General features: G+C 70.5%; 27 protein-coding genes and 1 pseudogene. 27 read left to right on the top strand and 1 reads right to left on the bottom strand.

Annotated elements, in window-relative coordinates; all coding sequences use genetic code 11:
• A complete protein-coding gene (locus tag AB0G11_RS29260) occupies positions 1–666 on the top strand; it encodes a hypothetical protein (protein ID WP_357589765.1) in 666 nt (221 codons plus the stop codon).
• 12 nt (positions 667–678) lie between these two features.
• Here AB0G11_RS29260 and AB0G11_RS29255 read toward each other — a convergent pair whose 3' ends face one another.
• Complete coding sequence (locus AB0G11_RS29255) at positions 679–1,203, bottom strand: hypothetical protein (protein ID WP_357589763.1); 525 nt, start codon at positions 1,201–1,203, stop codon at positions 679–681.
• 440 nt (positions 1,204–1,643) lie between these two features.
• Here AB0G11_RS29255 and AB0G11_RS29250 point away from each other — a divergent pair, with 440 nt between their 5' ends.
• From AB0G11_RS29250 to AB0G11_RS29125, 26 genes and pseudogenes are all read left to right on the top strand, one after another.
• On the top strand, positions 1,644–1,796 hold the full coding sequence (locus AB0G11_RS29250; RefSeq protein WP_357589761.1) for a hypothetical protein: 153 nt from the start codon (positions 1,644–1,646) through the stop codon (positions 1,794–1,796).
• 7 nt (positions 1,797–1,803) lie between these two features.
• Positions 1,804–2,121 carry a hypothetical protein gene (locus AB0G11_RS29245; RefSeq protein WP_357589759.1) on the top strand — a complete coding sequence of 106 codons (318 nt, stop codon included), beginning with the start codon at positions 1,804–1,806 and terminating at the stop codon, positions 2,119–2,121.
• 144 nt (positions 2,122–2,265) lie between these two features.
• Positions 2,266–2,730 carry a phage terminase small subunit P27 family gene (locus AB0G11_RS29240; RefSeq protein WP_357589757.1) on the top strand — a complete coding sequence of 155 codons (465 nt, stop codon included), beginning with the start codon at positions 2,266–2,268 and terminating at the stop codon, positions 2,728–2,730.
• 321 nt (positions 2,731–3,051) lie between these two features.
• A complete protein-coding gene (locus AB0G11_RS29235; RefSeq protein ID WP_357589887.1) occupies positions 3,052–3,516 on the top strand; it encodes an HNH endonuclease in 465 nt (154 codons plus the stop codon).
• Positions 3,485–5,224, top strand: coding sequence for a terminase TerL endonuclease subunit (locus tag AB0G11_RS29230; RefSeq protein ID WP_357589755.1), 1,740 nt, complete (start codon positions 3,485–3,487; stop codon positions 5,222–5,224). The genes AB0G11_RS29235 and AB0G11_RS29230 overlap by 32 nt, the downstream gene beginning before the upstream one ends.
• Positions 5,225–5,234: 10 nt before the next feature.
• Entirely contained in the window at positions 5,235–5,480 is a 246-nt protein-coding gene (locus AB0G11_RS29225) for a hypothetical protein (RefSeq protein WP_357589753.1), read from the top strand.
• Positions 5,481–5,483: 3 nt separating this feature from the next.
• Entirely contained in the window at positions 5,484–6,926 is a 1,443-nt protein-coding gene (locus AB0G11_RS29220; RefSeq protein ID WP_357589751.1) for a hypothetical protein, read from the top strand.
• On the top strand, positions 6,923–7,414 hold the full coding sequence (locus AB0G11_RS29215; protein WP_357589749.1) for a hypothetical protein: 492 nt from the start codon (positions 6,923–6,925) through the stop codon (positions 7,412–7,414). Before AB0G11_RS29220 ends, AB0G11_RS29215 begins: the two co-directional genes overlap by 4 nt.
• The gene (locus AB0G11_RS29210; RefSeq protein WP_357589747.1) at positions 7,414–10,077 is read left to right on the top strand and encodes a hypothetical protein; all 2,664 of its coding nucleotides are present in this window, start codon (positions 7,414–7,416) and stop codon (positions 10,075–10,077) included. Before AB0G11_RS29215 ends, AB0G11_RS29210 begins: the two co-directional genes overlap by 1 nt.
• 88 nt (positions 10,078–10,165) lie before the next feature.
• The gene (locus tag AB0G11_RS29205; protein WP_357589745.1) at positions 10,166–10,570 is read left to right on the top strand and encodes a hypothetical protein; all 405 of its coding nucleotides are present in this window, start codon (positions 10,166–10,168) and stop codon (positions 10,568–10,570) included.
• Positions 10,570–10,845 (top strand): hypothetical protein, encoded by a 276-nt coding sequence (locus AB0G11_RS29200; protein ID WP_357589743.1) that lies wholly within the window; start codon positions 10,570–10,572, stop codon positions 10,843–10,845. Before AB0G11_RS29205 ends, AB0G11_RS29200 begins: the two co-directional genes overlap by 1 nt.
• Positions 10,846–10,855: 10 nt before the next feature.
• On the top strand, positions 10,856–10,984 hold the full coding sequence (locus AB0G11_RS29195) for a hypothetical protein (RefSeq protein ID WP_357589741.1): 129 nt from the start codon (positions 10,856–10,858) through the stop codon (positions 10,982–10,984).
• Complete coding sequence (locus AB0G11_RS29190) at positions 10,984–11,376, top strand: hypothetical protein (RefSeq protein ID WP_357589739.1); 393 nt, start codon at positions 10,984–10,986, stop codon at positions 11,374–11,376. Before AB0G11_RS29195 ends, AB0G11_RS29190 begins: the two co-directional genes overlap by 1 nt.
• A gap of 40 nt (positions 11,377–11,416) precedes the next feature.
• Positions 11,417–11,770 carry a hypothetical protein gene (locus AB0G11_RS29185; RefSeq protein ID WP_357589737.1) on the top strand — a complete coding sequence of 118 codons (354 nt, stop codon included), beginning with the start codon at positions 11,417–11,419 and terminating at the stop codon, positions 11,768–11,770.
• A 33-nt stretch (positions 11,771–11,803) separates the two neighbouring features.
• Entirely contained in the window at positions 11,804–13,312 is a 1,509-nt protein-coding gene (locus AB0G11_RS29180; protein WP_357589735.1) for a hypothetical protein, read from the top strand.
• 10 nt (positions 13,313–13,322) lie between these two features.
• Entirely contained in the window at positions 13,323–14,327 is a 1,005-nt protein-coding gene (locus AB0G11_RS29175) for a hypothetical protein (RefSeq protein WP_357589733.1), read from the top strand.
• On the top strand, positions 14,327–14,767 hold the full coding sequence (locus AB0G11_RS29170; protein WP_357589731.1) for a hypothetical protein: 441 nt from the start codon (positions 14,327–14,329) through the stop codon (positions 14,765–14,767). The genes AB0G11_RS29175 and AB0G11_RS29170 overlap by 1 nt, the downstream gene beginning before the upstream one ends.
• Position 14,768: 1 nt before the next feature.
• A complete protein-coding gene (locus AB0G11_RS29165; RefSeq protein ID WP_357589729.1) occupies positions 14,769–15,239 on the top strand; it encodes an HK97 gp10 family phage protein in 471 nt (156 codons plus the stop codon).
• 10 nt (positions 15,240–15,249) lie between these two features.
• Positions 15,250–15,753 (top strand): hypothetical protein, encoded by a 504-nt coding sequence (locus tag AB0G11_RS29160; RefSeq protein WP_357589727.1) that lies wholly within the window; start codon positions 15,250–15,252, stop codon positions 15,751–15,753.
• Between the two features lie 9 nt (positions 15,754–15,762).
• Entirely contained in the window at positions 15,763–16,101 is a 339-nt protein-coding gene (locus AB0G11_RS29155) for a hypothetical protein (RefSeq protein WP_357589725.1), read from the top strand.
• Positions 16,101–16,583, top strand: a complete 483-nt coding sequence (locus AB0G11_RS29150) for a hypothetical protein (protein ID WP_357589723.1) — start codon at positions 16,101–16,103, stop codon at positions 16,581–16,583. Before AB0G11_RS29155 ends, AB0G11_RS29150 begins: the two co-directional genes overlap by 1 nt.
• A gap of 10 nt (positions 16,584–16,593) precedes the next feature.
• Entirely contained in the window at positions 16,594–16,995 is a 402-nt protein-coding gene (locus tag AB0G11_RS29145; protein WP_357589721.1) for a hypothetical protein, read from the top strand.
• Positions 16,996–17,009: 14 nt separating this feature from the next.
• Complete coding sequence (locus AB0G11_RS29140; protein WP_357589719.1) at positions 17,010–17,243, top strand: hypothetical protein; 234 nt, start codon at positions 17,010–17,012, stop codon at positions 17,241–17,243.
• A gap of 2,700 nt (positions 17,244–19,943) precedes the next feature.
• Positions 19,944–20,039 (top strand): annotated as a pseudogene (locus AB0G11_RS29135) (NlpC/P60 family protein); the annotation flags it as partial.
• A 505-nt stretch (positions 20,040–20,544) separates the two neighbouring features.
• Entirely contained in the window at positions 20,545–23,007 is a 2,463-nt protein-coding gene (locus tag AB0G11_RS29130; RefSeq protein ID WP_357589718.1) for a hypothetical protein, read from the top strand.
• Complete coding sequence (locus AB0G11_RS29125) at positions 23,007–23,525, top strand: hypothetical protein (protein ID WP_357589716.1); 519 nt, start codon at positions 23,007–23,009, stop codon at positions 23,523–23,525. The genes AB0G11_RS29130 and AB0G11_RS29125 overlap by 1 nt, the downstream gene beginning before the upstream one ends.
• Position 23,526 lies beyond the last annotated feature (1 nt).

Genomic DNA, 23,526 nt, shown 5'->3' with positions numbered 1-23,526 from the left:
ATGCCCCGACGCCGCACCGAACCCGCCCTCTGCCAAGCCACCCACCGGCACGACCCCGACCGGCCACGCAACGCCGCCGACGGGCTCAACCTCTGCCACGGCTGCTGCACCGGCCTGCACCGGCACATCCACGACATGCCCGGCCTCCACGCCGACGTGCTCGCCCAACTCCCCACCGTCGGCGACAGCGCCGGCCCAGCCGTGTCCGGCAGCCGCACCCCGCCGCTCCCGTTCAACCCGCGCGCCGGCGACTGGCTGTCCCAAGCCCGCCACGACCTGCGCCGCATCACCGAGATCGTCGCCATCGAGCGGGGGCTCACCGGCCCGCCGCCCAATCCGGGCGCGCAGTGCAGGTGGCTCGCCCACCACGCCGAATGGCTGGCCGCCCACCCGGAGGCGGGCGCGCTCAAGGACGTGTTCGCCGAGCTGGTCGGCCGCGCGTACAGCGTGATCGACCCGGCCCGGCTGCCCGTGCATGTCGGCCCGTGTATCGAGCTGGTGGACGGTGCGCCTTGCGACGGCGTGCTGTTCGCGACCGTGAGGAGGGATGGCGACCCTCGACCGTCCGAGATCTTCTGCGACGTGTGCCCGCTCGTACTGGACACGACGCAGTGGCACCGCTTCGGGAAGCGCTACCTGGCCGCGCGAGAGAGGATGGCGGGATGATCCGGCACGCCGCTACGGGGTGAACGACTCCACGTCGTCATCATCATCGCCCGAGGTGCTGGCTGCCTCGCCCGTCATCTCGGGTGTCAGAGTACCGAGCCAGCGACTGATAGGGACGACGATGACCGCGAGCGTCAGGATGAGCACAGCGATCCAGACGACAGGGGCCGCGAGGTAGGAGAGCAGGGCAGGCATGTCCAGGAAGAGCATGGCGAGGGCGGCTATCTCGCCCAGGACGAACGAGCCGCTGACGATCACGACAGCGCTCACGGCAGGGACTTCGCTCGCAGTGACGATCAGATTGATGACGCGCCATCGCAATTCCCAAACGAACATGCCGAGCCAGAGCGGTCGGATAAACCCCCTGGCCCCCGTGCGTGCGAGCTGGCGCTCCTCAACCCGCCTCGCCCAGCGAGCCTGCTTCAGCAATCGGGAAGGCTGCTGCTGAACGATCAGCCCGCCCTCGACGGCAAGGGCGATCAGCAGCGTCGGCAGAACCTGAGCCGTGGTCGCAAAGAACTCCCGGGAACCCCACACAGACTGGAGAATCTCCCGGGAAAGTCCGCCTGTCTATTGGCTGGCCATACGAGCTGAACAGCCTGAACTGTCAGAGGGGGGCATATCAGGCATCCTGAACAATGTGAGCACGCGCGCCCCATACGGAACAGCCGGATACTACGCCCGCATCTACCACGTCCCCATCGGAACCATCTACCGATGGGCGAGCCAAGACCACTGGCGGCGAACAGCAGGCAGCAAGCGCCCCGTCCGCTACCACCCCGACGACGCAGACGACTCCTACTGGCGTCGCCACGGAGGACCGAACGGCTTGACACGCTGACCAGCGGCGAAGCATTATCGTGATAACTACCTGACGTGTCACCTCAGCCGGTCACGGCCCTAGACCGTCAAACCCCCAGAGCACCAGCCCGGCCAAGCGCCGGGCTTCGTCGTATCCGGACCACCGGAGGATCGACATGCTGGACGCCGTAATCCTCATCCTGCTCATCCTCGCGTTCGTCAGCTTCGCGCTCGCCGCGTTCAACGTGAGCGCACGCATCAACCTCGTGGGCCTCGGCCTCGCCCTGTGGATCCTGACCGCACTGATCCCGGCGCTGGTCAGCCTCTGACCCGCGCATGCCCGTCAAACCGCAGGCTCGCTGCCCCGGCTGCTCGACCCTGCACGACGGGATCGGGCGGTGCGCACGCTGCACCACCCGAGGCAAGCGGCAGCGCAGGCCGTACACCAACGCCGAGAAGCAGCGCCGGGCCGCAGCAGTGCAGGCGTGGCGCGAGCAGCACGGCGACTGGTGCCCAGGCTGGGGCAGGCCAGCACACGCGAGCAGCGACCTGACCGCCGACCACGTCCACGCAGTCGCAGCCGGAGGACGCGAGGACGGATCGCTCGGCGTGCTGTGCAGGGCATGCAACGGAGCCAAAGCCGACCAGCAGTAAGACAGCTCCACGTTTCCGCAGGTCAGCGCATGATCCACCCCCCGGCGCGTTTTCCCTGGTCAAAGACATGGCCACGACCCGCGCACAGGCGCGCATTTCGCGTCTCAACTTCCTAACCCCCCTTGCTGGTGCTGGAGGTGCGAGATGGCTGCACCCAAGCCGAAGCCGCCCGGCCTGAAGCTGGTCGAGGGTCGTGGCGTGGGCCGGGATTCCGGCGGCCGGCCCGTCAAGCAGCCACCCGGTTTTGTCCGTCTGCCGCCGGATCCGCCGGAGTGGCTACCTCGGGAGGCGCGCGCGGAGTGGGAACGCGTGGTGCCGGAACTGGCGAGGCTGCAATTGACCAAGCCGGTAGATCGAGCGGCGTTGACGGCGTACTGCCTGACGTGGGATCGCATGGTCCGCGCGCAGCAGGAGATCGAGGATGACGGCGGGAGTGTGCTGGGCAGAAACTCGCAGGGCCGGGTGCGGCACCCCGCCGTGGCGGTCGTTGAGGCGGCATCCAAGGAACTGCGGGCATGGTGTGCCGAGTTCGGGTTCACGCCGAGTGCCGAGAATCGGGTCAACAACCCTGAACCGGATCCGGGCGAGGACAACCCCTTTGCTGGATGACACCAATACAGCGCATGCCAGGAAATGCGTTCACTTGTTCGATAAGCTGCACATGTGACTTGCTCAGTGGCCAAATGTGATCGCCCGATCTACGCCAAGGGCCTGTGTGCTGGCCACGAGAAGCGCCTGCGCGACAAGGGAGACGTGCAAGCGGACAAGCCGTTGCGCGTCTGGCGGTACGGGACCACGCCATGCGAGGTCGAGGGGTGCGACCGCAAGATCCGGGCCAGAGGGCTCTGTGGTGCCCACCTGGAGAGGCTTCGCCGAGGTGCGGACCTCCAGTCCAATGTCCCTATCAGGGACCGGAACGCGCCCAAACGGATGTGTTCGGTAGAGGGCTGTGATCGAGAGCACCAGGGGCGCGGCTACTGCGCTGCGCATCTATCCCGTGTAGCACGGGTCGGCCACCCGCAGGTGAGCCTTCCGGTTCGGAAAAACGAGGGCCGATACGTCGACACGGACGGATATGTCCAGACTCACGTTCAGGAGGGTCACCCGTTCCGGACGAAGGGGCAGCGCGTACCCGAACACCGCCTTGTGATGGAGCTATTTCTGTCCCGCCCCCTCAGGGCAGGCGAGACAGTGCATCACAAGAACGGGATACGGCACGACAACCGCATCGAGAACCTCGAACTCTGGGCGTCCACTCACCCCTATGGCCAGCGTGTCGTCGATCTGATCGCTTGGGCGCGTGAGTTGTTGAGCACCTATGCGGCCGAGGAGGACCTTTTGTTGTCCGGGGAGGCCGTTGTCGATGTCGCGCCGCCGGAGGGTCGCTCCGTCTGATCTGGGTATTTCGGACGAGGTCGCGTGGTATCTGGAGCAGCGAGGTATTCCCCTCCCGGATTGCCCACCGAAGGTGCTTACTCCGTCGCCCGGCGAGGTGCGCGGCGCGAAGTTTGATCCCGCGCGTGTCGATCGCGTTCTTGCCGCATTCGCTCTGCTGCGGCATACGCAGGGGAAATGGGCCGGGATGCCGCTTCGTCCGGATCCGTGGCAGGTGGCCTACATCCTGGCACCCGCATTCGGCTGGGTGATCTGGGACAAGGAGGCCGACGGCTATGTGCGCGTGGTGCGGAAGCTGTACGTGGACGTTCCTCGCCGTAACGGCAAGACGACGCTCGCTGGTGGGATCGCGATCTATATGACCGCAGCGGATGGCGAGCCGGGAGCCCAGGTGTATGCCCTGGCGACGAATGAGCGTCAGGCCCGGTTCACGTTTGATCCGATCCGGAAGTTGGCCGAGCGAGCCCCGGCACTAAAGGGGCACGTGAAGGCGTACACCAACAAGATCGTGCATCACGCCTCTGGCTCGTACTTTACGGTGGTGTCGTCGGTCGCAGAGGCGATGCACGGCGCGTCGGTGCAGGCGGCGGTCATCGACGAGCTTCACGTGCACAAGAGCGCCGAGCTCGTCGAGACGGTCGAGACCGGCACCGGGTCGAGACGGCAACCGATGGTGGTCACCATCACGACGGCAGACGACGGTCGCCCCAACACCATCTACGCCCGGAAGCGGCGGTACGTGGAGCAGCTCGCGGTGCGGGCCATCAAAGATCCGCAGACGTACGGGATCGTGTGGGGCGCGGATGAGGCCGACGATCCGTTCACCGAGGCGACATGGCGAAAGGCCAATCCGGGGTACGGGGTGAGCCCGTCCGCGTCATACCTGCGCGGCGCGGCGACCGAGGCACGACAGGATCCGGCGGCGCTCGCCTCATTCTTGAGGTTGCACCTCGGCATCCGCACCAAGCAGGTCACGAAGTACATCACGCTGGCCGACTGGGACGCCTCCGCCGGCCTGGTCGACGAGAGCGCGCTGACCGGCCGTGCCTGCTTCGGTGGTGTGGACCTGTCGAACGTCGAGGACGTCACGGCGGTGTGCTGGCTGTTCCCGGCGCCGGACGGCTCGTACGACGCGTTGTGGCGCTTCTGGTTGCCGGAGGATCGGCTGAAGGACATGGCGAAGCGTACGGCGGGCGCGGCCGACGTCTGGGTGCGGGAGGGCTGGCTGACTCTGACGCCCGGCAACGTCATCGACAACGAGGCGATCACGAACCGGATCGGCCAGGACGCCGCCAAGTTCCGGGTGCAGACGCTCGGCTACGACCGGTGGGGCGCCACGGACGTGGTGAGGGTGCTCGGCGACGGCGGCCTCACGTGCGTGCCGATCAACCAGGGCACGGCCAGCCTGAACCATCCGCTGAAGACGCTGCTCAGGCTGACGAAGTCGAGACAGATCCGGCACGGCGGTAACCCGGTCATGCGCTGGATGATCGACAACCTGGCGACGACGTCGGACAGCGGCGGCAACATCAAGCCGGACAAGGCCAACTCGGGCGACAAGGTCGACGGCGTGAGCGCGCTGCTCAACGCCTTGAAGGAAGCGATGGCCGTCCAGGAGGCGGCCAAGCCGCCGCCGGCCACCGCGCCGGCGCAGGCGGTGGGCGATGACCGGCAGATGTGGCGGCCCACGCAACGGCTCAACCTGTGAAGGAGACGCGATGGTGATCCGTATCAGGCTGCCCCGGTTTTCGGCGGGCGCGCTGTCCAACCTGGTGGGCGTGCTGGGCCTGGTCGCTGTCGCGCTCGCGGTGGGCGGCCTGTCCGGGAGCTGGTGGTGGTCGGTGCTGGTGGGCGGCGTGTTCGCGGTCGGCCTCGCGTACGTGGCGGCGATCGGGGCGGAGAGCGCCGAGCAGCGGATCGACCTGGACAGGCCGCGACCTGCGCGACCGGTGAAGGCGGCGTAGCCGGTGCGGTCCTGGTTCGCTCCGCCGCGCCGTGGCCGCCGGGCGGTGGAGGCGTCCCCGCAGCAGCTCGCGGCGACCGGCGCGGGCTACGACCCGATCGACGGTGAGGCCGGGTGGCGGCGGGCCGGCAGCGGTGGCCGCGAGGTGCCGTACTGGACGCAGGAGCGGGCCCGTCAGTTCTCGATCGCCGGGTACCGATCGAACCCTATGGCCCGCGCCATCATCGACACGTACGTCAGCTTCTGCGTGGGCGACTCGGGCGTCACCTTCCAAGCCACCAACGCCGCGGTGCGGCGGGTGGTCGAGGAGTTCTGGGACGACCCGCGCAACCAGATCGGTGCCGGGCAGGAGTTGGGCCTGCGCTCGAATCTGCTGATGGGGGAGACGCTGCGCGAGCTGATGGTCGGCTCGGGCAGCGGCGTGGTGCGGTACGCGCCGCTGGACCCGGCCAGCATCACCGACGTGACGATGGCCCGCGGCAACGTGCTGTGGCCGGAGCGCGTGGTGCTCGGGTCGGGCTCGGACGAGCGGAAGCTGTCCGTGGCGGGCGTCGACGACGCGACCGGCCTGAGGGACGGCGAGGCGCTGTTCTGGACGCCGTTCAAGACGGTGGAGACGGACGTGCGCAGCATGCCGTTTCTGACGCCGGTGCTGGACTGGCTCGACTCCTACGACACGATCCTGTCCAACCTGATCGACCGGACGGCGCTGGCCCGCTACCTGGTGTGGGACGTGACGGTGGAGGGCGAGCAGGACGATGTGGACGCGTTTGTCGCCAGCCGGGGCGGCACGCACGTGCCCCGCTCGGGCACGATCGAGGTGCACAACCAGTCGGTGACGTGGAAGCCGCAGACGGCGGATACGGGAGCGTACGAGGACTCCAACGCCGCCAAGTCGGTGCTGACTTTGATCGCGGGCGGTTCGGGTCTGGCGCGCACGTGGCTGGCTGACCCGGAGGACGCCAACCGGGCCACCTCGCTGACGATGGCGGAGCCGGTGCGCCGCCGCGTGCAGGGCGTGCAGAAGATGTGGCTGGCCCTGCAGACCGAGTTCACGCGCTTCGCGGTCGACCGGGCGGTGGCGGCGGCGCGACTGCCGCGCACGGTGGAGGCGACAGATCCGCGCACTGGCCAGGCGTATGAGATCCCGGCCGCGCAGAGCGTGCTGGTGACGGGCCCGGAGGTGGCGGCTGCGGACGCGCAGATCACCGCGCAGACCCTGCTCAACCTGTCGACCGGCCTGGAGAAGCTGCGACAGATCGGCGCTTTGTCGGCGGAGGCGACCGCGGTGGCTGCGCGGAAGGCGTGGGAGGACTTCGTCGGCATCCCCTACAACGCCGACTTGGACGCGCCGGACGCGAACCCTGACGACATCGCGACGGCGATCGACGACTCGAAGGCCCGGCCGAACCCGCGGCTGGCCGTGGTGAACGGAGATGGATCATGACGCGGTTTGAGGCTGCGCGGGCGCTCGGCGTGGCGCCGTCCGAGGTGCGCGACGTGGAGGAGACGGGCGACGGTGCGCGGGTGCGGATGACGAACGGCGCTGTCCGGCTTATCACGGGCGACGGCGTGTTCGCCTGCGACGAGCATCCGGCGAGCGCGCATCTGCGCCGCTGGGAGGAGTCGGAGCCGGAGTCGGTCGAGGATGCGGACGAGCCCCGCCTGGGCGAGGGCGAAGGCGAGGGTCAAGACGACGGCGAGGGCGAGGGCGAGCAGCAGGGCGAGCCCGAGGGCAAAGGCGAAGGCCAGGGCCAGCCCGAGGGCGAGGGCGAGCATCAGGGCGACGAGGTGCCGGACGGCACCGTCGAGCAGGTGCTCGCCTGGGTGGGCGACGACCAGGCCAGGGCCGTGCGGGCGCTCGACGCCGAGCATGCGCGCGAGAAGCCCAGGTCGACGCTGGTCGCCCGCCTCACCGAACTGCGGGAGGGCTGATGCCGTACACGTCCCACGGGCACCAGTACGGGCCCGCCGAGCACGGGGAGCCGCGCCCGGCGGTCGTCATGCAGTGCGGCGGGCCCGGCCCGTGCCCGGAGTGCAACCAGGAGGTCGCCGCGGGCACGTTCCGCGCGGCGGCGGGCGGCCCGGACGCGCCAGCGAACCGCCCGGAAGTGACCTGCCCGGCATGCGGGCACGCCTTCGACCCGTCTGGGCCGGGCGTGCGCACCACCGAGTCCGTCGAGGGCGCCGAGGGGCCCAGCTCCGAGGCGATGATCGACGGCGAGCGCTCCTACGACGACACCCGAGAGCTGGTGCGCAAAGCGCTGCAGGCCCGCGCCAGGGCCGCCTCCGGCATGTCGTACGCGTGGGTGTACATCTCCGACCTGACCAGCTCGCAGGTGGTGTACGCGTCCGGCGACGACGAGCTGTTCCAGTGCTCCTACTCGGTGGCCGAGGACGGCGAGGTGACGCTGGGCGACCCGGCCAAGGTAGTGCGCACCTACGCCCCGGCGCCCTCGGGGACTGCCGGCGAGCCCGCCGGTGTCGACCCCGCCCCGGCGGTGGAGTCGGCCGGTGAGGTCGAGCAGCAGGACCAGATCGTGGGCCGGGTCATCGAGAACCTGGGCACGGACTCGGGCGGCGTCCGCAAGTTCAGGGTGCGGGTCATCGCCTACGGCGACTCCAAGAACCGCCGCCGCTACCCGGAGAGCGTGCTACGCGTCGCCGCCCCCATGTACGAGGGCGCCAAGTGCTACGACGGTCACCGCGACGAGAAGGAGCTGAAGACCTCCACCACGCGCGGCCTGGTCGGCTACTACCGGGACGTCACCGCCGAGAGCGACGGCCTGTACGCGGACCTGCATCTGCTGCCGTCGGCGGCGCGGTCGGCCGAGGCGCTTGACGCCACGCTGTCGCTACAGGAGCAGGGGCTGGAGCCGCTGATCGGCGTGAGCCACGACGTGTACGCCATGTACAAGCAGATCACGGTCGGCGGGAAGCGCATGCATGAGGCGACCGCCATCACCCGCGTCAATAGCGCCGACCTGGTCGCCGACCCGGCGGCGGGCGGCCGGGCCACGCGCATGGTTGCCGCCGGCGATGAGGGCGGCGACCCGGATTCATCAACGTCGGGCACGGAGCCCGCAACGCAGGAGGAGGACGACGTGCCCAAGAAGGAAGACATCCTCAGCGCGCTGCGCGAGGCGTCAGCGGAAGAGCTGGCCGCGCTGGGCCTGGCCAAGGCCGAACCCGCCAAGGAGGCCAAGGAGCCGGAGCCGGTCAAGGAGCCGGAGAAGACGGAGCCGGCCCGGTCGGTGGAGGCGGACACGCTGCCGAAGGCCAGCTACATGGGCCGCCTGATGATCCGCGGCAAGGTGGAGGACGCCGGTCTCCCGGTCAGCGTGGTCGAGTCGATCGCCGAGTCGCTGCCGGAGCGGATCCGCGAGTCCGACGTGGACGGTGCGGTCGCCTCGCTGAAGAGCGCGATGGCGGTGATCGAGCGGGCCGACCTGGCGCCGAAGGCCACCGTGACGGTGACGAAGGAGTCGCGGGAGAAGAAGCTGCAGGCGCTGGACGCGTTCTTCGACGGCAAGTTCTCGGAGGGCTACCACAGCTTCAAGCAGGCGTTCGTCGACTTCACTGGCTACGCGCCGCGCAGCTTCGACGCGGACGTGAACCGCTACATCCTGCGGGAGAGCATCGGCGGGCTGTACGACTCGGCTGTGCGCTCGGAGGAGTCGCTCGACACGACGTCGTGGGCGCAGGTGCTGGGCGACAGCATCACCCGCCGGATGATGGCGATGTACGCGCTGCCGAACCTGCAGACGTGGCGGCAGATCGTGTCCAGCGTGGTGCCGGTGAACGACTTCCGGACGCAAAGGGTCGGCAGGGTCGGCGGCTACGGCACGCTGCCCGTCGTGCCAGAGGGTTCGCCGTACCCGGCGCTGACGTCGCCGGACGACGAGGAGGCCACCTACGCGCTGAGCAAGCGGGGCGGCACGGAGGACCTCACCCTGGAGATGATCGCCAATGACGACGTGCGGGCGATCTCCAGCATCCCGGCCAAGCTGGGCCGCGCGGCGGCGCAGACGCTGTACCGGTTCGTGTGGGACATGATCCGCACCAACCCGACCACCACCTATGACGGCACGCCGCTGTTCCACGCCTCGCACGGCAACACGACCACGTCGGCGCTGTCGGAGTCGGCGCTGGCCGCCGCCCGGCAGGCGATGCGCGAGCAGACCCCGTACGGCAACTCGACCGAGCTGCTGGACCTGACGCCGCGCACGCTGGTGGTGCCTCCGGCGCTGGAGCTCCCGGCGTGGAAGCTCACCACCAGCGCTGTGTCGGTGGGCGCGGCGGGCACGGACGCCGAGCAGTCGCGCACCGCGCCGAACATGCACTCCAGCCTGTCGCTCGTGGTGGTGCCGTACTTCACCGCCGACGACAACAACTGGTATGTGATCGCCGACCCGAACCAGGCGCCCACTCTGGAGGTGGGCTTCTACCAGGGCCGTCAGGACCCGGAGCTGTTCACGCAGGCGGACCCGAACCAGGGCGCGACCTTCAACGCCGACAAGGTCGTCTACAAGATCCGGCACATCTACAGCGGCACCGTGCTCGACCACCGCGCCGTGTACGGCGGCCTGGTCGCGTAGCCCAGCTCGGTCCCGGCCTGGCGATGACCCCCGGGCGGGCCGGGACCGTCTCCACGCATCCGACCTGGAACAACGAGAGGGAAGATCCATGCAAGTCAAGGACCTGCGCGGCGACCACGTGTTCGCCATCCCGGTCGCCGGCCAGGCGACGGCGAGCACCGCGGACGAGTTCGTGGCGATGGTGGCGCCGTTCGACATGACCATCACCCGCGTGAAATGGGTGCCCACCACGGCGGTGACCGCGAACGGCACCAACTACTTCACGCTCACACTGCGCAACAGGACGACCGGCGCGGGGACGGCGCTGCCCGCGCAGCGCTCCTACGCCGCCACCAACTCCGTCGCTTTCGCGGCCGAGGACATGACGCTGTCCGGCACGGAAGCGGCCCTCAACGTGGCCGCCGGCGACGTCCTCACCGTCGAGAAGCTGGTGACGGGCACCGGCCTGGCCATGCCCGACGGCACCGTCCAGATTTTCGCCCGGGGCAACTAGTGTCCGACCAGGTGGCGCTGACGGGCGCCGACCAGGTGATCCGCACCGGGTCTGCATACCTGGCCGGCTACACGATCAGGGAGACCGCGGGGGCGGCTGCCGCCGTCCGCATCTACGACAACGCGTCGGCCGCGTCGGGCGTCATCCTGGCCGCTGTCTCCCTGCCCGCCGACGGGTCGGTCGACGTGATGTACCCGAGCTCGTTGCGGGCGCTGCACGGCGTGTTCGTGGACGTCGTGTCCGGCACGGTCGAGGGCAGCGTCCGGATCGGATGAAGGACAGATCATGACGGATGTACGGCTGGGCCTGGTCATCACGGCCGAGGCCGAGGTCATCAAAGCGGTCCCACCGGCAGGCCCGGAAACGGACGCGGAAGTGCTGGAAGACGACGAGCAGGCCGGGGGTGAGGAGTAATGGCGGTCGGCCTGCACGCCGTCAACCTCGCCAACGGCTGGCTCAACCTGCTGCGCAACGTCGCCTACACGGCGAAGACGAACGTCTACGTCAAGCTGCACACCGGAGATCCGGGCGCGGCCGGCACCAGCGCGGCCAGCTCGGTGACGACCCGGCCGGAGGTGACGTTCGCCGCGCCGGCTAACGGTTCGATGACGGCCAGCAATACGCCGTCGTGGACGAACTGGGCGGGCACGAACGGCGAGGTGATCACCCACATCTCGGTCTGGGACAACGCCACCGCCGGGAACTTCCTCACGTCGGTGCAGCTCACGGCGTCGAAGACGGTCAACACCGGGGACACGCTCAACCTCACGGCTCTTTCGATCGCGCTCACGCCGATCGCTGCGTGACGGGCACCCCGCCCATCCCATCTGCAGAGCGGAGCACAGAATGCGGTTCGTCCTCATCGACGCGGGCGGCGACCTCCACGTGACCGGCGGCGGCGCCGATGCCTGGCTGGAAGACGTCGGCGACACCAACCCCACCCGAGTGCCGCTCGCCCCGCTCGACGGCGGCCTGGGCCCGATCACCGGCTGGGTGAACAGCGCGGGCAGCCCCACCCACTCGGTGAACCCGCTCGGCGGCCAGACGCTCGTCAATCTCGGCGCCCCCGCGGGCGACTACTACGGGCCGGTCCTGGTCACCGGCTGGGATCCGGTCGTTGAGCGGGCGATCGGCATCCACAGCGACCAGTCGGTCCAGATCGTCGCCGCCTACGACGCCGCCGAAGCCCAGCAGGGCTGACCTCCGGCCATGCCACAGGAGGGTTAGACCGCCGTGGCCGCGCCGTCGCCCGTCTCCATCGGCACCTACCTGGACGGTTCGGGCACGTCGGCGGCGGTCGCGATCCCGGCGGGCACCGCCGCCGGGCGTGTGGCTGTCGTCACCATCTTCATGGACGGCGACCAGCTCACCGTCACCCCGCCGACCGGGTTCGCTGAGGCGGAGGGCTCGCCGTCGTCGATTCCGTCCGGGCCGGGCGGGCACAGCCTGCACAAGTTCTGGAAGCGTCTCAGCGGCCCCGAGGCCGGGACGTGGACGTTCACGTGGGGGACCTCCCGCTACCGCGAGGCTGTCGCCGAGCTCTACCAGGACGTCGTCGCCACCGGCTCGCCGTGGGACACCCCGACGGACACCGCGCAGGACACCGGCAACAGCACGACCACGCCGCCGGTCGACGTGACGACGGCGGGCCCTGACCGGCTGCTGGTGTGGTCGGGCACGAACTGGGGCGGCGGCTCGTGGACGGCCCCCGCGAGCCCGTCAGGCTTCACCCTGCGGGCGTCCGGCGGCGCCGGTGTGCTGGCCACCGCCGACGCCACGTTCGCGGCGGCGGGCAGCACCGGCCCGGTGGTCGGCACGTGCACCGGTTCCGACAAGCGAACCGCCTGGCTGGGCGCCCTGATCGGCACCACCACGTCGGGCGCCACCACGCACGAGGCGCAGGCGTCCGCGTCTGCGACCGCGACGCTCACCGGCCAGGCGTCGGCGACCAAGCCGGCCACCGCCTCCCGCACGATCACCGCGGCGCGCACGAGCGCCGCGACGGTGACCAAGCCGGTGTCGGCCAGCACGACAGCGACTGCCGCGCTGGCAGCCGCCGCGCAGGCGATTCGCCCGGCCGGGGCGGAGTCGACGGTCACAGCCTCCCGCTCGGCGACCGTCTCGGCGGTCAAGCCGGCGGCCGGGGCGTCCACCACGTCGGCCGTACTGTCGGCCACCGCCGCGGCGGCCAAGCCGACCGCGGGAACCTCAACCGTGGCCGCGCTGCTCGCCGCCGCAACCTCCGCAGTGAGGCCGCTCGACGGCGCCGTGCACGTGGCGGCCGCCCTGTCGGCGGCGGTGGAGGTGTCCGGCGTCCAGGAGGCGCTGGCGGTCTCCAGCGTCACCGCCACGCTGGCCGCGTCGGCGGCGACGGTTCAGGTCCTGGCGGGGTCTGTGGCGGTCGAGGCGGCACTGACCGCCTCTGCCGCGCCCGCCCGCCCGGCTGCTGTCGCGCTGGCCGCTACGGCGGCTCTGGAGGGCGCCGCGCAGGTGGCTCGCCACGGCGCGGCCGGGCTGACCGTGTCGGCCGCCCTGTCGGGTGCGGCGGTGGTGGTGAAGCCGCTGGCGGCGACGCTGCCGATCGCCGCGACAGCCACCGCGCAGGCGGCCGGGCCGGAAGGAGAGCGCCCGCCGGGCCTGTTCGGCGCGTCGGCGCGCACCCGCGCCGGGACAGACGGCGTGATGCGGGTGACGGACACGAGCGGCGGATCGGGCGGCGTACGCGCCGGAAGCGACTGGTGAGAGGGGCGCAGTGAGCAGAGTGTTGCGGACGGCCGCGGCCACGCTGGAGCGGACCTTCTACCTGGACGAGGAGCCGGTCGACTCCTCCACCACGGTCACCGTGTCGGTGACCGACTCGTCCGGCACGGTGGTGGCGTCCGGCGCCGCCACCTCGGCCGGGGCCGGGACGGGCCGCTACACGTTCGTGCTGCCCGGCCAGCCGCAGCTCGGCGTGCTGACCGCCAGATGGTCGGCGACGATCGCGGGCGCGGACGTGCAGGCAGACGACGTGGTCGAGGTGGTGGGCGGCTTCTACTTCACGCTGGCCGACGCCCGAGCCTCCGACGCCTCGCTGGCCGACACCGCCAAGTATCCGACGGAGCGGCTGGCCGCCGTCCGCTACGAGGTTGAGGTGGAGTGCGAGAGCATCACGCAGCGGGCGTGGGTGCCGCGCTACCGCCGGGTGGTGCTGGACGGGACGGGTCTGGCGGATCTGGTGCTGCCGGACGGCGGCGACGAGTGGCGGGCCGGGATCCGGTTGCGCGGGGTGCGCGCCATCCGGTCGGCGTCGGTGGCGCCGCGCACCGGCGAGACGGCGGTCGCCCTGTCGGCGGGTGAGCTGGCTGCGCTGGCGGTGATGCGGGACGGCACGCTGCGCCGTACTGACGGCCGCTCGTGGACGGAGGGGCTCGGCAACGTCGTGCTGGAGTACGAGTACGGCTCCGACGCGCCGCCCGCGGATCTGCGGAGCGCGGCGCTGCTGCGCTTCCGCTGGCTGGCCACGAAGCCGCGCTCGGGCGTGCCTGACCGGGCCACGTCGTTCACGCCCACGGAGGGCGGCGTGTACGAGCTGGCCACCGCGGGCGCGTCCGCCACCGGCATCCCGGACGTGGATGCCGCGTACGCCCGCTACGGGCGCGGCGGGGGCGGAGGTGGCGGCGGTGCTGGCGGCGCCGGCCCCGGCCCGGCCCCGGCATCCCGGCCGCTCAACTTCGACCCGCAGCGGAACTCGCTGTTCCACGGAGGGGTGCGCTGATGCTGTCTCGCCCGACCCGCGCGGCCGTCGTCAAGCAGGCGGTGTACGCCCGGGTGGCCGCCGACCTGGCCGCCATCCCGGAGACGGCCGAAGTGCAGGTCAGCTACGCGTTCCCGGGCGATGTCGAGCGGGAGTGCGTGTATCTCGGGTCGTCCCGGTTCAGCCGCCGCCGGATGGGGCTCGGCGCCGACGAGGAGACGCTGTCGGTCAACCTGCACGTGTACGTGCGGCATCCGGGCGCGGCGGTGGAGGAGACCGATGAGCGCGCGGTCGAGATCGGCGGCGTGCTGGAGGCCATGCTGTCGGCGGCGCCGAGCATGCCGGGCGTGGACGGCGTCATGTTCGCCTCCGTCGAGTCCGGCGAGCTCGACGGCGGGTTCGAGGACGACGCCGCGGTGAGCGTGCTCGACTACGTGCTCACCTTCCGGTCGGCGGTGTGACGTGGCCAGGACTTCGACGAACACCGACGAGCTGCGCCGCCTGATCCGTGACCTGAGCGGCCTGCCCGCTGACGTGCGGCGCGAGCTGCGGCCCGCGCTGCGGAAGGCCGGCCAGCATGCGCTCGTGCAGGCGCGAGCCAACGCCTCCTGGTCGCGGCAGATCCCGCCGGCGATCCGGCTGTCGGTGTCGTTCGCCGCACGCCGGCCGGGCGTGACGCTGATAGGTGACCGGCGTAAGGCGCCGCCGATTCGCGCCTTCGAGAATTTGGGCCGGCAGGGCTTCTTCCGGCACCCGGTGCCGAACACCCGGCGGCGGGGCCTGCGCGCTGCCGCGAGCGGCGAACGGCGGCGGTGGGTGTCGCAGCGTGCGCGCCCGTTCCTGTTCCCGGCGGCCGAGCAGGCGATGCAGCAGATCGACGCGGACATCGGCGCGGCCGTCGAGGCGGCGGCCCGCAAGCACGGCTTCAAGTGAAGGGATCGTGATGGCGTTCAGTTTGAGATCGTTCTTCGAGCTCGCCGCAGAGCTCACGTCGCCGCTGGACCTGTCGACGCCCACGTCGTCGCTGGCCGTGCGGCAGCAGATGAATTTCGCGCAGGGCGCGGGCGCGGGCCAGGCCGACATGATCTGGCACGACCGCGGCACGATCGCCGCATCGTTGACCACGACGCTCGACCTGGCGGGCGGGCTGGCCGGGCCGTTCGGCGGCAACCTGACGTTCGCCCGGATCAAGATGCTGCTGGTGCGCGCCGCGGCGGCCAACACCAACAACGTGAACGTGGTCCGCCCGGCCAGCAACGGCCTGCCGTTGGCGCTGGCGGCGGGCGACGGGTTCCCGGTCAAGCCGGGCGGCGTCTTCTGGTGGTACGACCCGACGGCGGCTGGGGTGGCGGTGACGGCGGGCACCGGCGACCTGCTCGACCTCGTCAACAGCGGCGCCGGGAGTTCGGTCACGTACGAGGTCGTCATCGTCGGCGCGGCGACGTAAGGAGTCGAGATGGAGACAGTGGAGATCACGCACCCGGACCTGCCTGGGGTCCGGCGCAGCGTGCCGAAGGCGGCGTTCGAGCACCATCACATCCGCGCCGGCTGGGAGCTGGCGGCGACCCCTGACGAGAGGGAGCGCACCCGGCTGATCCTCGTCAAGGCGGGCGTCGACCCGGCGGAGGCGGAGCGGGTCGCCGAGGCGGCCTACCCGCGAGAGGAACCGCCGCCGACCGGCGGAGAGAAGGCCAGCGAAGCCCCGGCAACCGCCGGCGCTTCTGCGTTGGGAGACCAGTCCGGAGAGAAGCCGACTCCGCGTCGGCGTGCCAGCAGGGAAGAGGGTGCTGAGTAATGGCTGCCACGCCGATCACGACGTTCACCCCGTACTACACCAAAGAGAACATCAAGTGGGTGTGGGTCACGGCCATCGCGAACAAGGCGGCTGTCACCCGCGCGGAGATCAACGCGGGGACCGACATCACGGAGATCGTCAACGAGTGGGACGGCTGGACGGTGTCGACCGGTTTCGTAGACGTCCCCAACCCGAACCGGCGCTTCACCCCCAAGATCCCGGGCGGTATCGAGGCGGCCGACTCCTCCCTCACCACCTACCTGAACAAGGCGGGCATTGATGCTCGGCAGCTTCTGCCTGAGCTGGAGGAGGGCTTCATGCTGCGCATGGACGCGCAGGACGTCGCCGGGCGGCTGATGGACGTGTTCCCTTCCACGGTCGCATCGCACAGCAAGACCTTCGAGATGGACGGCTCCCCGATGGTGGTCATCCAGTTCGCCATCACTGACGAGCCGGCCACCGACGTCGTCATCCCCGCGTAAGGAGCACGCCGTGGACCTGATCTCCAAGGACGAGCTGCTGCAGGTGCAGTGTCCCGTCGAGGACGTGGAGCTGCACCACCCGGACGGGCGACCGCTCGGCAGGATGCGGGTGCGCGGCCTGACGGGCGCCGAGGTGAACGAGTGGCAGGACGCCGTCGTGGAGACGGTCGGCAAGAAGCGCAAGCAGTCCAAGCACACGATGGCGATGCTCATCGTCGCCTCGGCGATAAACCCGGATGGCACGCCGTACTTCGAGCCACGCGAGGTGCTGCGTGTCTCCCAGATGCCGGGCTTCATCCTCACCCAGCTCGTCGAGCCGGCGCTGCGCCTGTCCGGCCTCTCGGAGGAGGACGTCGAGGAGCTGGTCGAGGGTTTCGACGACGGCCCGAGCGAGGACGGTATTTCCGGCTAGCGCTCGCCTTGGGCATGCCGGTCGCGGAGATGCTGCAGCGTATGTCCGGCCGTGAGCTGGCCGAGTGGCAGGCGTATGAGCGGGTGTACGGCCCGATCGGGGTTGAGGGGCGGCTGGACCGTACGGCCGCGGTGATCGCGAAGCAGGTGGCCGATTCGCTGCGGGGGCCGAAGACGAAGCCGTCCGAGTTGGACGACTTCATGCCGCGCTGGGATCGGCGGCCGGTAGGCGACGGAGGGGAGGCGTAGGTGGCGGGCGTGCTGCGTAACCTGCGGATTGTCCTCGGCGTGGATTTCAACGAGTCCGGCTTGAAGAAGGCGGACAGGGCGCTGCATCAGATCGACAAGCGGCTCGGCGCGATCGGCCGCCGCGCCGCGATGAGCGCCGGCCTGGCCGCCGTCGCCGGGAGCGCGCAGGCGATGACTGCCGCGCTGCTGCCTGCCGCGCCGGCGATCCTGGCGCTGCCGGCGGCGATGGCGGTGGCGAAGACGGCCACGGCCACACTGAAGGTCGGCTTGATCGGCATGGGTGACGCCATGTCGGCGGTCGCCTCTGGGGACGCTGCCGCCCTGGATGAGGCGCTGACGAAGCTGTCGCCGAACGCCCGCAAGTTCGTCCGCGAGATCTCCGGGCTGAAGGGCCAGTTCGATCCGGTGCAGCAGGCGGTCCAGCAGAAGATGTTTGCCGGGCTGGGCAGGGAGATGCGCCCGGTCGCGGACAATCTGCTGCCGGGTATCCGGACGGGCATGCTGGGCGTGGCAGCGGGCTTCAACGTGGGCGCGAAGGAGGCGCTGAAGTTCGCCTCGACGCCGATGGCGAAGGGCGCCGTCAACAAGGTGTTCGCCAGCAGTTCCCGCATCATGCATCAGCTCGGCGGCGCCACGAAACCTGCGTTGGCCGGCGTGACCGCACTGACGGTGGCGGGCCTGCCGCTGGCTGAGCGCATGTCGTCGTGGGCGGTCAACGGCGTGAAGGCGGCGAGCGCCTTCCTGACCAGCGAGCGCGGCGCGGCCATGCTCGACAAGGCGGTCGACAACGCGGGCGACACGCTGGCGCAGCTCGGCCGGATCGGCGGGAACGTCGGCGGCGGGCTGATCAGCATGTTCGGGAAGATTGAGAACTCCGGCGACGGCGTGCTCGACACGATCGAACGGCTGACCGCCCGGTTCGAGGCGTGGGCGAAGTCGGCGGAAGGCCAGCGCGACACGGCGGAGATGTTCTCGCTGCTGCGCGACGTGGCCGCCGATCTGGGGAATGTGCTGCCGCTGGTGGCGGGCCCGCTCGGGCTGGTCGCCAACATCTTGACGTCGCTGCCGGGCCCGATCCGGGACGTGGTGACGCAGGGGCTGGCGCTGGCGCTGATCGTCGGCCCGCTCGCAGGGAAGATCGGGGCCGTCGCGTCGGCGGGCCTGCACGCGGCTGACGGGGTGCGGCGGATGCGGGATTCGGTGGCGGCGGCGGGCGGCCCGATGGGGGCGCTCGGCAACGCCGCCACGAAGACACGCTCGATGCTGGGGGCGGCGGCGGGCGTGCTGGCCGGCCCGTGGGGGCTCGCGCTGGCGGGCGGCGTGGCCGCCCTCGGCCTGTTCGCCACCCGCAACAATCAGGCGGAGCAGCGGGTCAAGGACCTGACGGACGCGCTCGTGCGGAACAAGGGCGCGCTCGACGAGACCGCGATCGCGAACGTGAAGAACGAGCTGCTGACGCGCGGCGTGTACGACGCCGCCGAGAAGCTCGGCATCAACCTGTCTCTGGTGACGGACGCGGCTCTCGGCAACCGGACCGCTATGGCGCTGGTCAACACGGAGCTGCAGGCTGCCGCGACGAACGTGCAGGTGTACGGCGGCCGTGCCGGTCACGGCGCGATCGCGCAGAAGCAGCTCACCGGCGGCGCCAAGCTCGTGTCGGACGCGCTGAACACCTCCAACTCGGAGATGACGGAGGCGACCCGGAACGCGCGGCTGCTGGCGGCGGCCGGGACCGGCACGGTCGGCCCATCGAAGGCGGCGGCCTCGGGTATCGCCGGGGTGGGGTCGGCGGCGGACAAGACGTCCACCAAGGTGGGCGCCCTCAACAACTCGCTGGTGCGCTTCAAGTCGTTGACCGGCGACGCCGACATGGCGGCGATCGGCGCCCGCAACGCGCTCGACGCACTGTCGGAGGCGGTGAAGAAGAACTCGCTGCGGGTGAACGAGCGCACCGGGAAGATCAGCATCAACAGCAAGGCTGGCCGGGAGAACACGCGACTGGTGATCGACGCGATCCGGGCCGCCACCGACCACTCCGACAAGCTGGTCAAGCAGGGCAAGAGCACCGACGTGGCAAACGCCGCGTTCAAACGCCACATCGACCGGCTGTCGGGCGTGCTGTCGAAGGCGGGCCTGTCGAAGCAGGCGATCGACGCGCTGGTGCGCCGGTACGTGACGATGCCGGCCCAGATCAACGCCGCCACCGGCAAGATCAAGGACCGTAAGGTCCGCATTGAGGTGCGCGCGGGCGGCGAGCTGGTCGGCTACAAGGTGCAGGGCGGCACCCTGCTCAGGGCCTCCGGCGGCATCCTGCCCGGCTACACGCCGGGCAAGGACGTGCATTTCTTCCACTCGCCGACCGGCGGCACCCTGGGCCTGTCCGGCGGCGAGGCGGTCATGCGGCCGGAGTGGACGAAGGCGGTCGGCGCGTCCGCGATCGACCGGATGAACGCCGCGGCGCGGGCGGGCGGTGTGCCCGCGGTGAAGCGGATGCTGGCCACGGGCGTCGGCCCGCAGCGGCTGGGCGGCGAGGGCGCGTTCTACGCCGACGGCGGCATCATCGCGCAGGGCTCGGTGTCGGGCCTGTCGTCGGTGCAGAAGATGGCGACCCGCGCCAACGCGCTGTACGGCATCTGGGCGAAGAACATCGGCACCGGCATCAGCAAGGCGCTGTCGAAGATGCTGATGGGCGGGCCGGGCGTGCAGAAGGCGCTGAAGTGGGCGCGGTCGCAGCACGGCAAGCCGTACATCTGGGGCGGCGTTGGGCCGCGCGGCTACGACTGCAGCGGTTTCATGTCCGCGATCACGAACGTCATCAAGGGTCGGCGTCCCTACAGCCGCCTGTTCACGACGCACAGCTTCGGTTCCCGTAGCGGGCCGGGCGGATTCGTCCGCGGTCGCAAGTCCGGCTTCACGGTGGGTGTCACGGACGCCGGTGTGGGCCACATGGCGGGCACGCTGGGCGGCGTCAACGTCGAGTCCCGGGGGTCGAGGGGCGTCGTGGTCGGCAGCGCGGCCCGGGGCACCAACAACGGGCTGTTCAGCAGGCGGTATGGCTTGGCCAAGTTCGACCAGGGCGGCATTCTGCCGCCGGGCTTCACACCGGCATACAACGGCACCGGCAAGCCGGAGTACGTCTTCACGCACAAGCAGATGCAGTCCGGCGGTCGGCCGACAGAGGTGCACAACCACTTCCACATCGCGGTTCCGACGGCCTACCACAAGGGCGCGGTCGCCCGGGAGATCCACGAGCTGCTGTACGAGTACCAGTCCCGGTCCGGCGCGAGACTGAAGGACAGCCGTGGCTGAGCCGCTCTACCCGTCGATCGTGGTCGAGTGCATGTTCACCGATCCGACGTGGACGGACATCTCGCCGTGGCTGCGCTCGGCCAGCATCCAGCGGGGTAGCCGCCGCGCGGACTCTCCGCTGACCCGCTACGACCCGGGCGAGGCGACGGTCGTGCTCGACAACCGGGACCGGCGCTTCGACCCGACGAACCTCTCCGGCCCGTACGTGGAGAACTCCAGCAGCGAGTCCGGGGTGCTGCAGTTCACGTGCGAGATCTCGCAGGACTTCGGGCAGGGCTGGACGGTCGACGTCAAGTCGGCGCCCGGCCAGCAGGCGGAGATCGTCAACGTCTCGTCGAAGGCGTCGGGCACGACCGGCTCGTTTACCGTGGCCAAGCCGGTCGGCACCCTGTCGGGCCACCGGCTGATCGCCTTCCATTTCTGCGACGTGGGCACGCTCGGCGCGATGGGCACGCCGACCGGCGGCGGCTCGTGGGGGACGCCGCTGTCGACCCGCAGCGAGGGCGACGACACGCTGCAGGCGAAGGTGTGGGCGAAGACGGCGGGCGGCAGCGAGCCCGCCAGCTATGGCTTCACACAGGCGAGCGGCAGCGACGGCGTGGTCATCCTCGTCGCGGTGCGCAACTGGGACACCTCCTCCAGCGAGGTGGTGGCGTCGCAGTCGAACGGCGGCGCACCCGTCATGGGCACGCCGGCGACGACGCCGCACGCCTCCAACGACTTGGAGTTGCGGGTCGCGGCCGGTTCGTGGGGCGGCGCGTTCGGCGCGACGTGGGCTCCCCCGCAGGTGGAGGGCTGGGTGGAGCGGGCCGACATCCAGTCGCAGGCGTTCACGACGGCGACCCTGGCGGCCAAGCAGCTCACGGGCGTGGGCGGCGGCACCGGCACGCGGGTGAAGCCGATGCGACCGATCCGGGTGCGCGCGTCGATGCCGTTCACCGCGACGACGAACCTGGTCAAGAACCCGTCGTTCGAGACCGGCACGACGGGGTGGTCGAGCAACGGCACGTCCGTGATCGGCCGCGAGTCGACGGTGTCCCGGTTCGGCGGCTACACCGGGTCGGTGTCGAAGACGGCCGGCTCCACGATCTGCAACATCGAGCTGGTCGCCCCGCACGCGTTGTCGGTGCCGGCGGGCACGCAGGTGACCATCTCGGCGTACGTGCTCATCCCGGCCGCGGTGATCGGGCAGTTGACGGGGGTGGCGATCGCGGACGCGACGTTCGACGGCGCGATCTCCAACGTGTTCGTGCTGCCCGCGGATGCGGCGCCGGACGTGTGGCATCGCGTTTCGACCACGCAGACGGTGGCGCCGGGCAAGACGTTGACCCGCTTCCAGCTCCAGTTCTGGACGGACGGCTCGCACGCGACCGGGCAGGTGGTCGGCTATGTCGACGCCGTCCAGGTGGAGGCCGCCGCGACGGCGTCGCCGTTCTGTGACGGCTCGCAGCCGGCCTGCTCGTGGGCGGGGGCCGCGCACGACTCGACCAGCTCCCGGCCGGCCAGCGTCACATTCGACCTGTTCCACGGGTTCGCCGACGACTGGCTGGTGAGCTGGACGGGCGATTACGACTCCGAGGTGACGGTGCCGTGCACGGACGGGCTGGCCAGCCTCGCCGACGTCGACCGTTCCGCCGTGGCCGCGGTGGGGGCGGGCGAGGATTCGGGGGCGCGCGTGGACCGCATCCTGGACTCTATCGGCTGGCCTGCCGCCGACCGGGACATCGCGGTCGGCAACAGCACGCTGCAGGCGACCACGCTGGAAGGTAACGGCTTGGCGGAGTTGCAGCTCGTGGCCGACACGGAGATCGGCGAGCTGTATCAGGACGGGGCGGGCAAGGTGGTGTTCCGCAACCGGCAGGCGCTGCTCACCGACGACCGGTCGACGACGCCGCAGGCCCGGTTCGGGGAGGGCGGCGCGGCGAAGGGGCGGCTGCCGTACCACGACGTCGGGATCACCTATGACCGGACGCAGATGGCGAACATCGTGCGCGCCACCCGGGTCGGCGGCATCGAGCAGACGGCCAGCGACGCGGCCAGCATCCTCGAATATCGGAGGAGGACGTTCCCGGCGCCCGCCGAGCTGCTGATGCAGACGGACGCGGAGGCGCTGTCGTGGGCGTCGTGGCTGCTCTACCTGTCGCGGGAGCCTGAGTTGCGCTTCGACGAGCTCACCATCCGCCCGGAGAAGGATCCGGCGGCGCTGTTCCCGCAGGTGCTGGGCCGCGACATCGGCGACCGGATCATCGTGGAGCGGCGGCCGGTCGGCGCGGATGAGGACGTGGTGCGCGAGGTGTTCATCCGCGGCATCGAGCACACCATCCGCGGGCTGGCGAAGAACGATCCGCGATGGGAGACCCGATGGGTTCTCCAGTCGGCGGCCAAGGTGGGCAGCTTCCTGACGCTGGGGCATCCGATGCTCGGCGTGATCGGTGAGAACGGGCTGGCCTACTGATGTTCCGCCAGTTCGTCGACGGCGAGGTGCTGTACGCGGCCGACCTCATGCAGTACTTCGTGCAGCAGGTGCACGCCCGCAAGCTGGCTGACGAGACCGTCACGTCGAGCACCACGGCGCAGAACGACGACCACCTGCTCGTGCCGTTGCTGGCCAGCACGAAGTATTGGATCGAGTTCTTCCTCATCTACGACGCGGCGCAGGCCGGTGATTTCAAGATTCAGTGGTCGGTCCCAGCTGGGGCGACCCTGCGGTGGACGCACGGCGGGCTCGGCACCAGCACCACCAGCACGGTGGGCGAGGTGTCCCGCTTCTTCCGCAGCCAGAGCGACATCGGCACGATCGGCGGCCCGGCCGCCGGCGGCGGCACGCTCGCGGTGGTGCCGGGCGAGGGTTGGCTGGATGTGGGCGGCACGCCGGGGAACCTGCAGCTGCAGTGGGCGCAGGTCACCTCGTCGGCCACGGGGACAACCCTCAAGACGAACTCGTTGCTGATCGCGCAGAGGCTGACGGAGTAGG

The sequence above is a fragment of the Nonomuraea sp. NPDC023979 genome, from assembly GCF_040639085.1.
GTDB classification, from domain to species: Bacteria; Actinomycetota; Actinomycetes; order Streptosporangiales; family Streptosporangiaceae; genus Nonomuraea; species Nonomuraea ceibae.
Note: the sequence above shows the minus strand (reverse complement) of the source record. Positions and strands in the feature narration are given on the sequence as shown.

Bases quoted from the DNA above. Each gene is read 5' to 3' on its own strand.
- AB0G11_RS29260 (WP_357589765.1), top strand. From the start codon at position 1: ATGCCCCGACGCCGCACCGAACCCGCCCTCTGCCAAGCCACCCACCGG.
- AB0G11_RS29245 (WP_357589759.1), top strand. From the start codon at position 1,804: ATGCCCGTCAAACCGCAGGCTCGCTGCCCCGGCTGCTCGACCCTGCAC.
- AB0G11_RS29240 (WP_357589757.1), top strand. From the start codon at position 2,266: ATGGCTGCACCCAAGCCGAAGCCGCCCGGCCTGAAGCTGGTCGAGGGT.
- AB0G11_RS29150 (WP_357589723.1), top strand. From the start codon at position 16,101: ATGGCTGCCACGCCGATCACGACGTTCACCCCGTACTACACCAAAGAG.
- AB0G11_RS29205 (WP_357589745.1), top strand. From the start codon at position 10,166: ATGCAAGTCAAGGACCTGCGCGGCGACCACGTGTTCGCCATCCCGGTC.
- AB0G11_RS29185 (WP_357589737.1), top strand. From the start codon at position 11,417: ATGCGGTTCGTCCTCATCGACGCGGGCGGCGACCTCCACGTGACCGGC.
- AB0G11_RS29155 (WP_357589725.1), top strand. From the start codon at position 15,763: ATGGAGACAGTGGAGATCACGCACCCGGACCTGCCTGGGGTCCGGCGC.
- AB0G11_RS29235 (WP_357589887.1), top strand. From the start codon at position 3,052: ATGTGTTCGGTAGAGGGCTGTGATCGAGAGCACCAGGGGCGCGGCTAC.
- AB0G11_RS29170 (WP_357589731.1), top strand. From the start codon at position 14,327: ATGCTGTCTCGCCCGACCCGCGCGGCCGTCGTCAAGCAGGCGGTGTAC.
- AB0G11_RS29190 (WP_357589739.1), top strand. From the start codon at position 10,984: ATGGCGGTCGGCCTGCACGCCGTCAACCTCGCCAACGGCTGGCTCAAC.
- AB0G11_RS29140 (WP_357589719.1), top strand. From the start codon at position 17,010: ATGCCGGTCGCGGAGATGCTGCAGCGTATGTCCGGCCGTGAGCTGGCC.
- AB0G11_RS29250 (WP_357589761.1), top strand. From the start codon at position 1,644: ATGCTGGACGCCGTAATCCTCATCCTGCTCATCCTCGCGTTCGTCAGC.
- AB0G11_RS29230 (WP_357589755.1), top strand. From the start codon at position 3,485: ATGTCGCGCCGCCGGAGGGTCGCTCCGTCTGATCTGGGTATTTCGGAC.
- AB0G11_RS29210 (WP_357589747.1), top strand. From the start codon at position 7,414: ATGCCGTACACGTCCCACGGGCACCAGTACGGGCCCGCCGAGCACGGG.
- AB0G11_RS29195 (WP_357589741.1), top strand. From the start codon at position 10,856: ATGACGGATGTACGGCTGGGCCTGGTCATCACGGCCGAGGCCGAGGTC.
- AB0G11_RS29160 (WP_357589727.1), top strand. From the start codon at position 15,250: ATGGCGTTCAGTTTGAGATCGTTCTTCGAGCTCGCCGCAGAGCTCACG.
- AB0G11_RS29215 (WP_357589749.1), top strand. From the start codon at position 6,923: ATGACGCGGTTTGAGGCTGCGCGGGCGCTCGGCGTGGCGCCGTCCGAG.
- AB0G11_RS29125 (WP_357589716.1), top strand. From the start codon at position 23,007: ATGTTCCGCCAGTTCGTCGACGGCGAGGTGCTGTACGCGGCCGACCTC.
- AB0G11_RS29225 (WP_357589753.1), top strand. From the start codon at position 5,235: ATGGTGATCCGTATCAGGCTGCCCCGGTTTTCGGCGGGCGCGCTGTCC.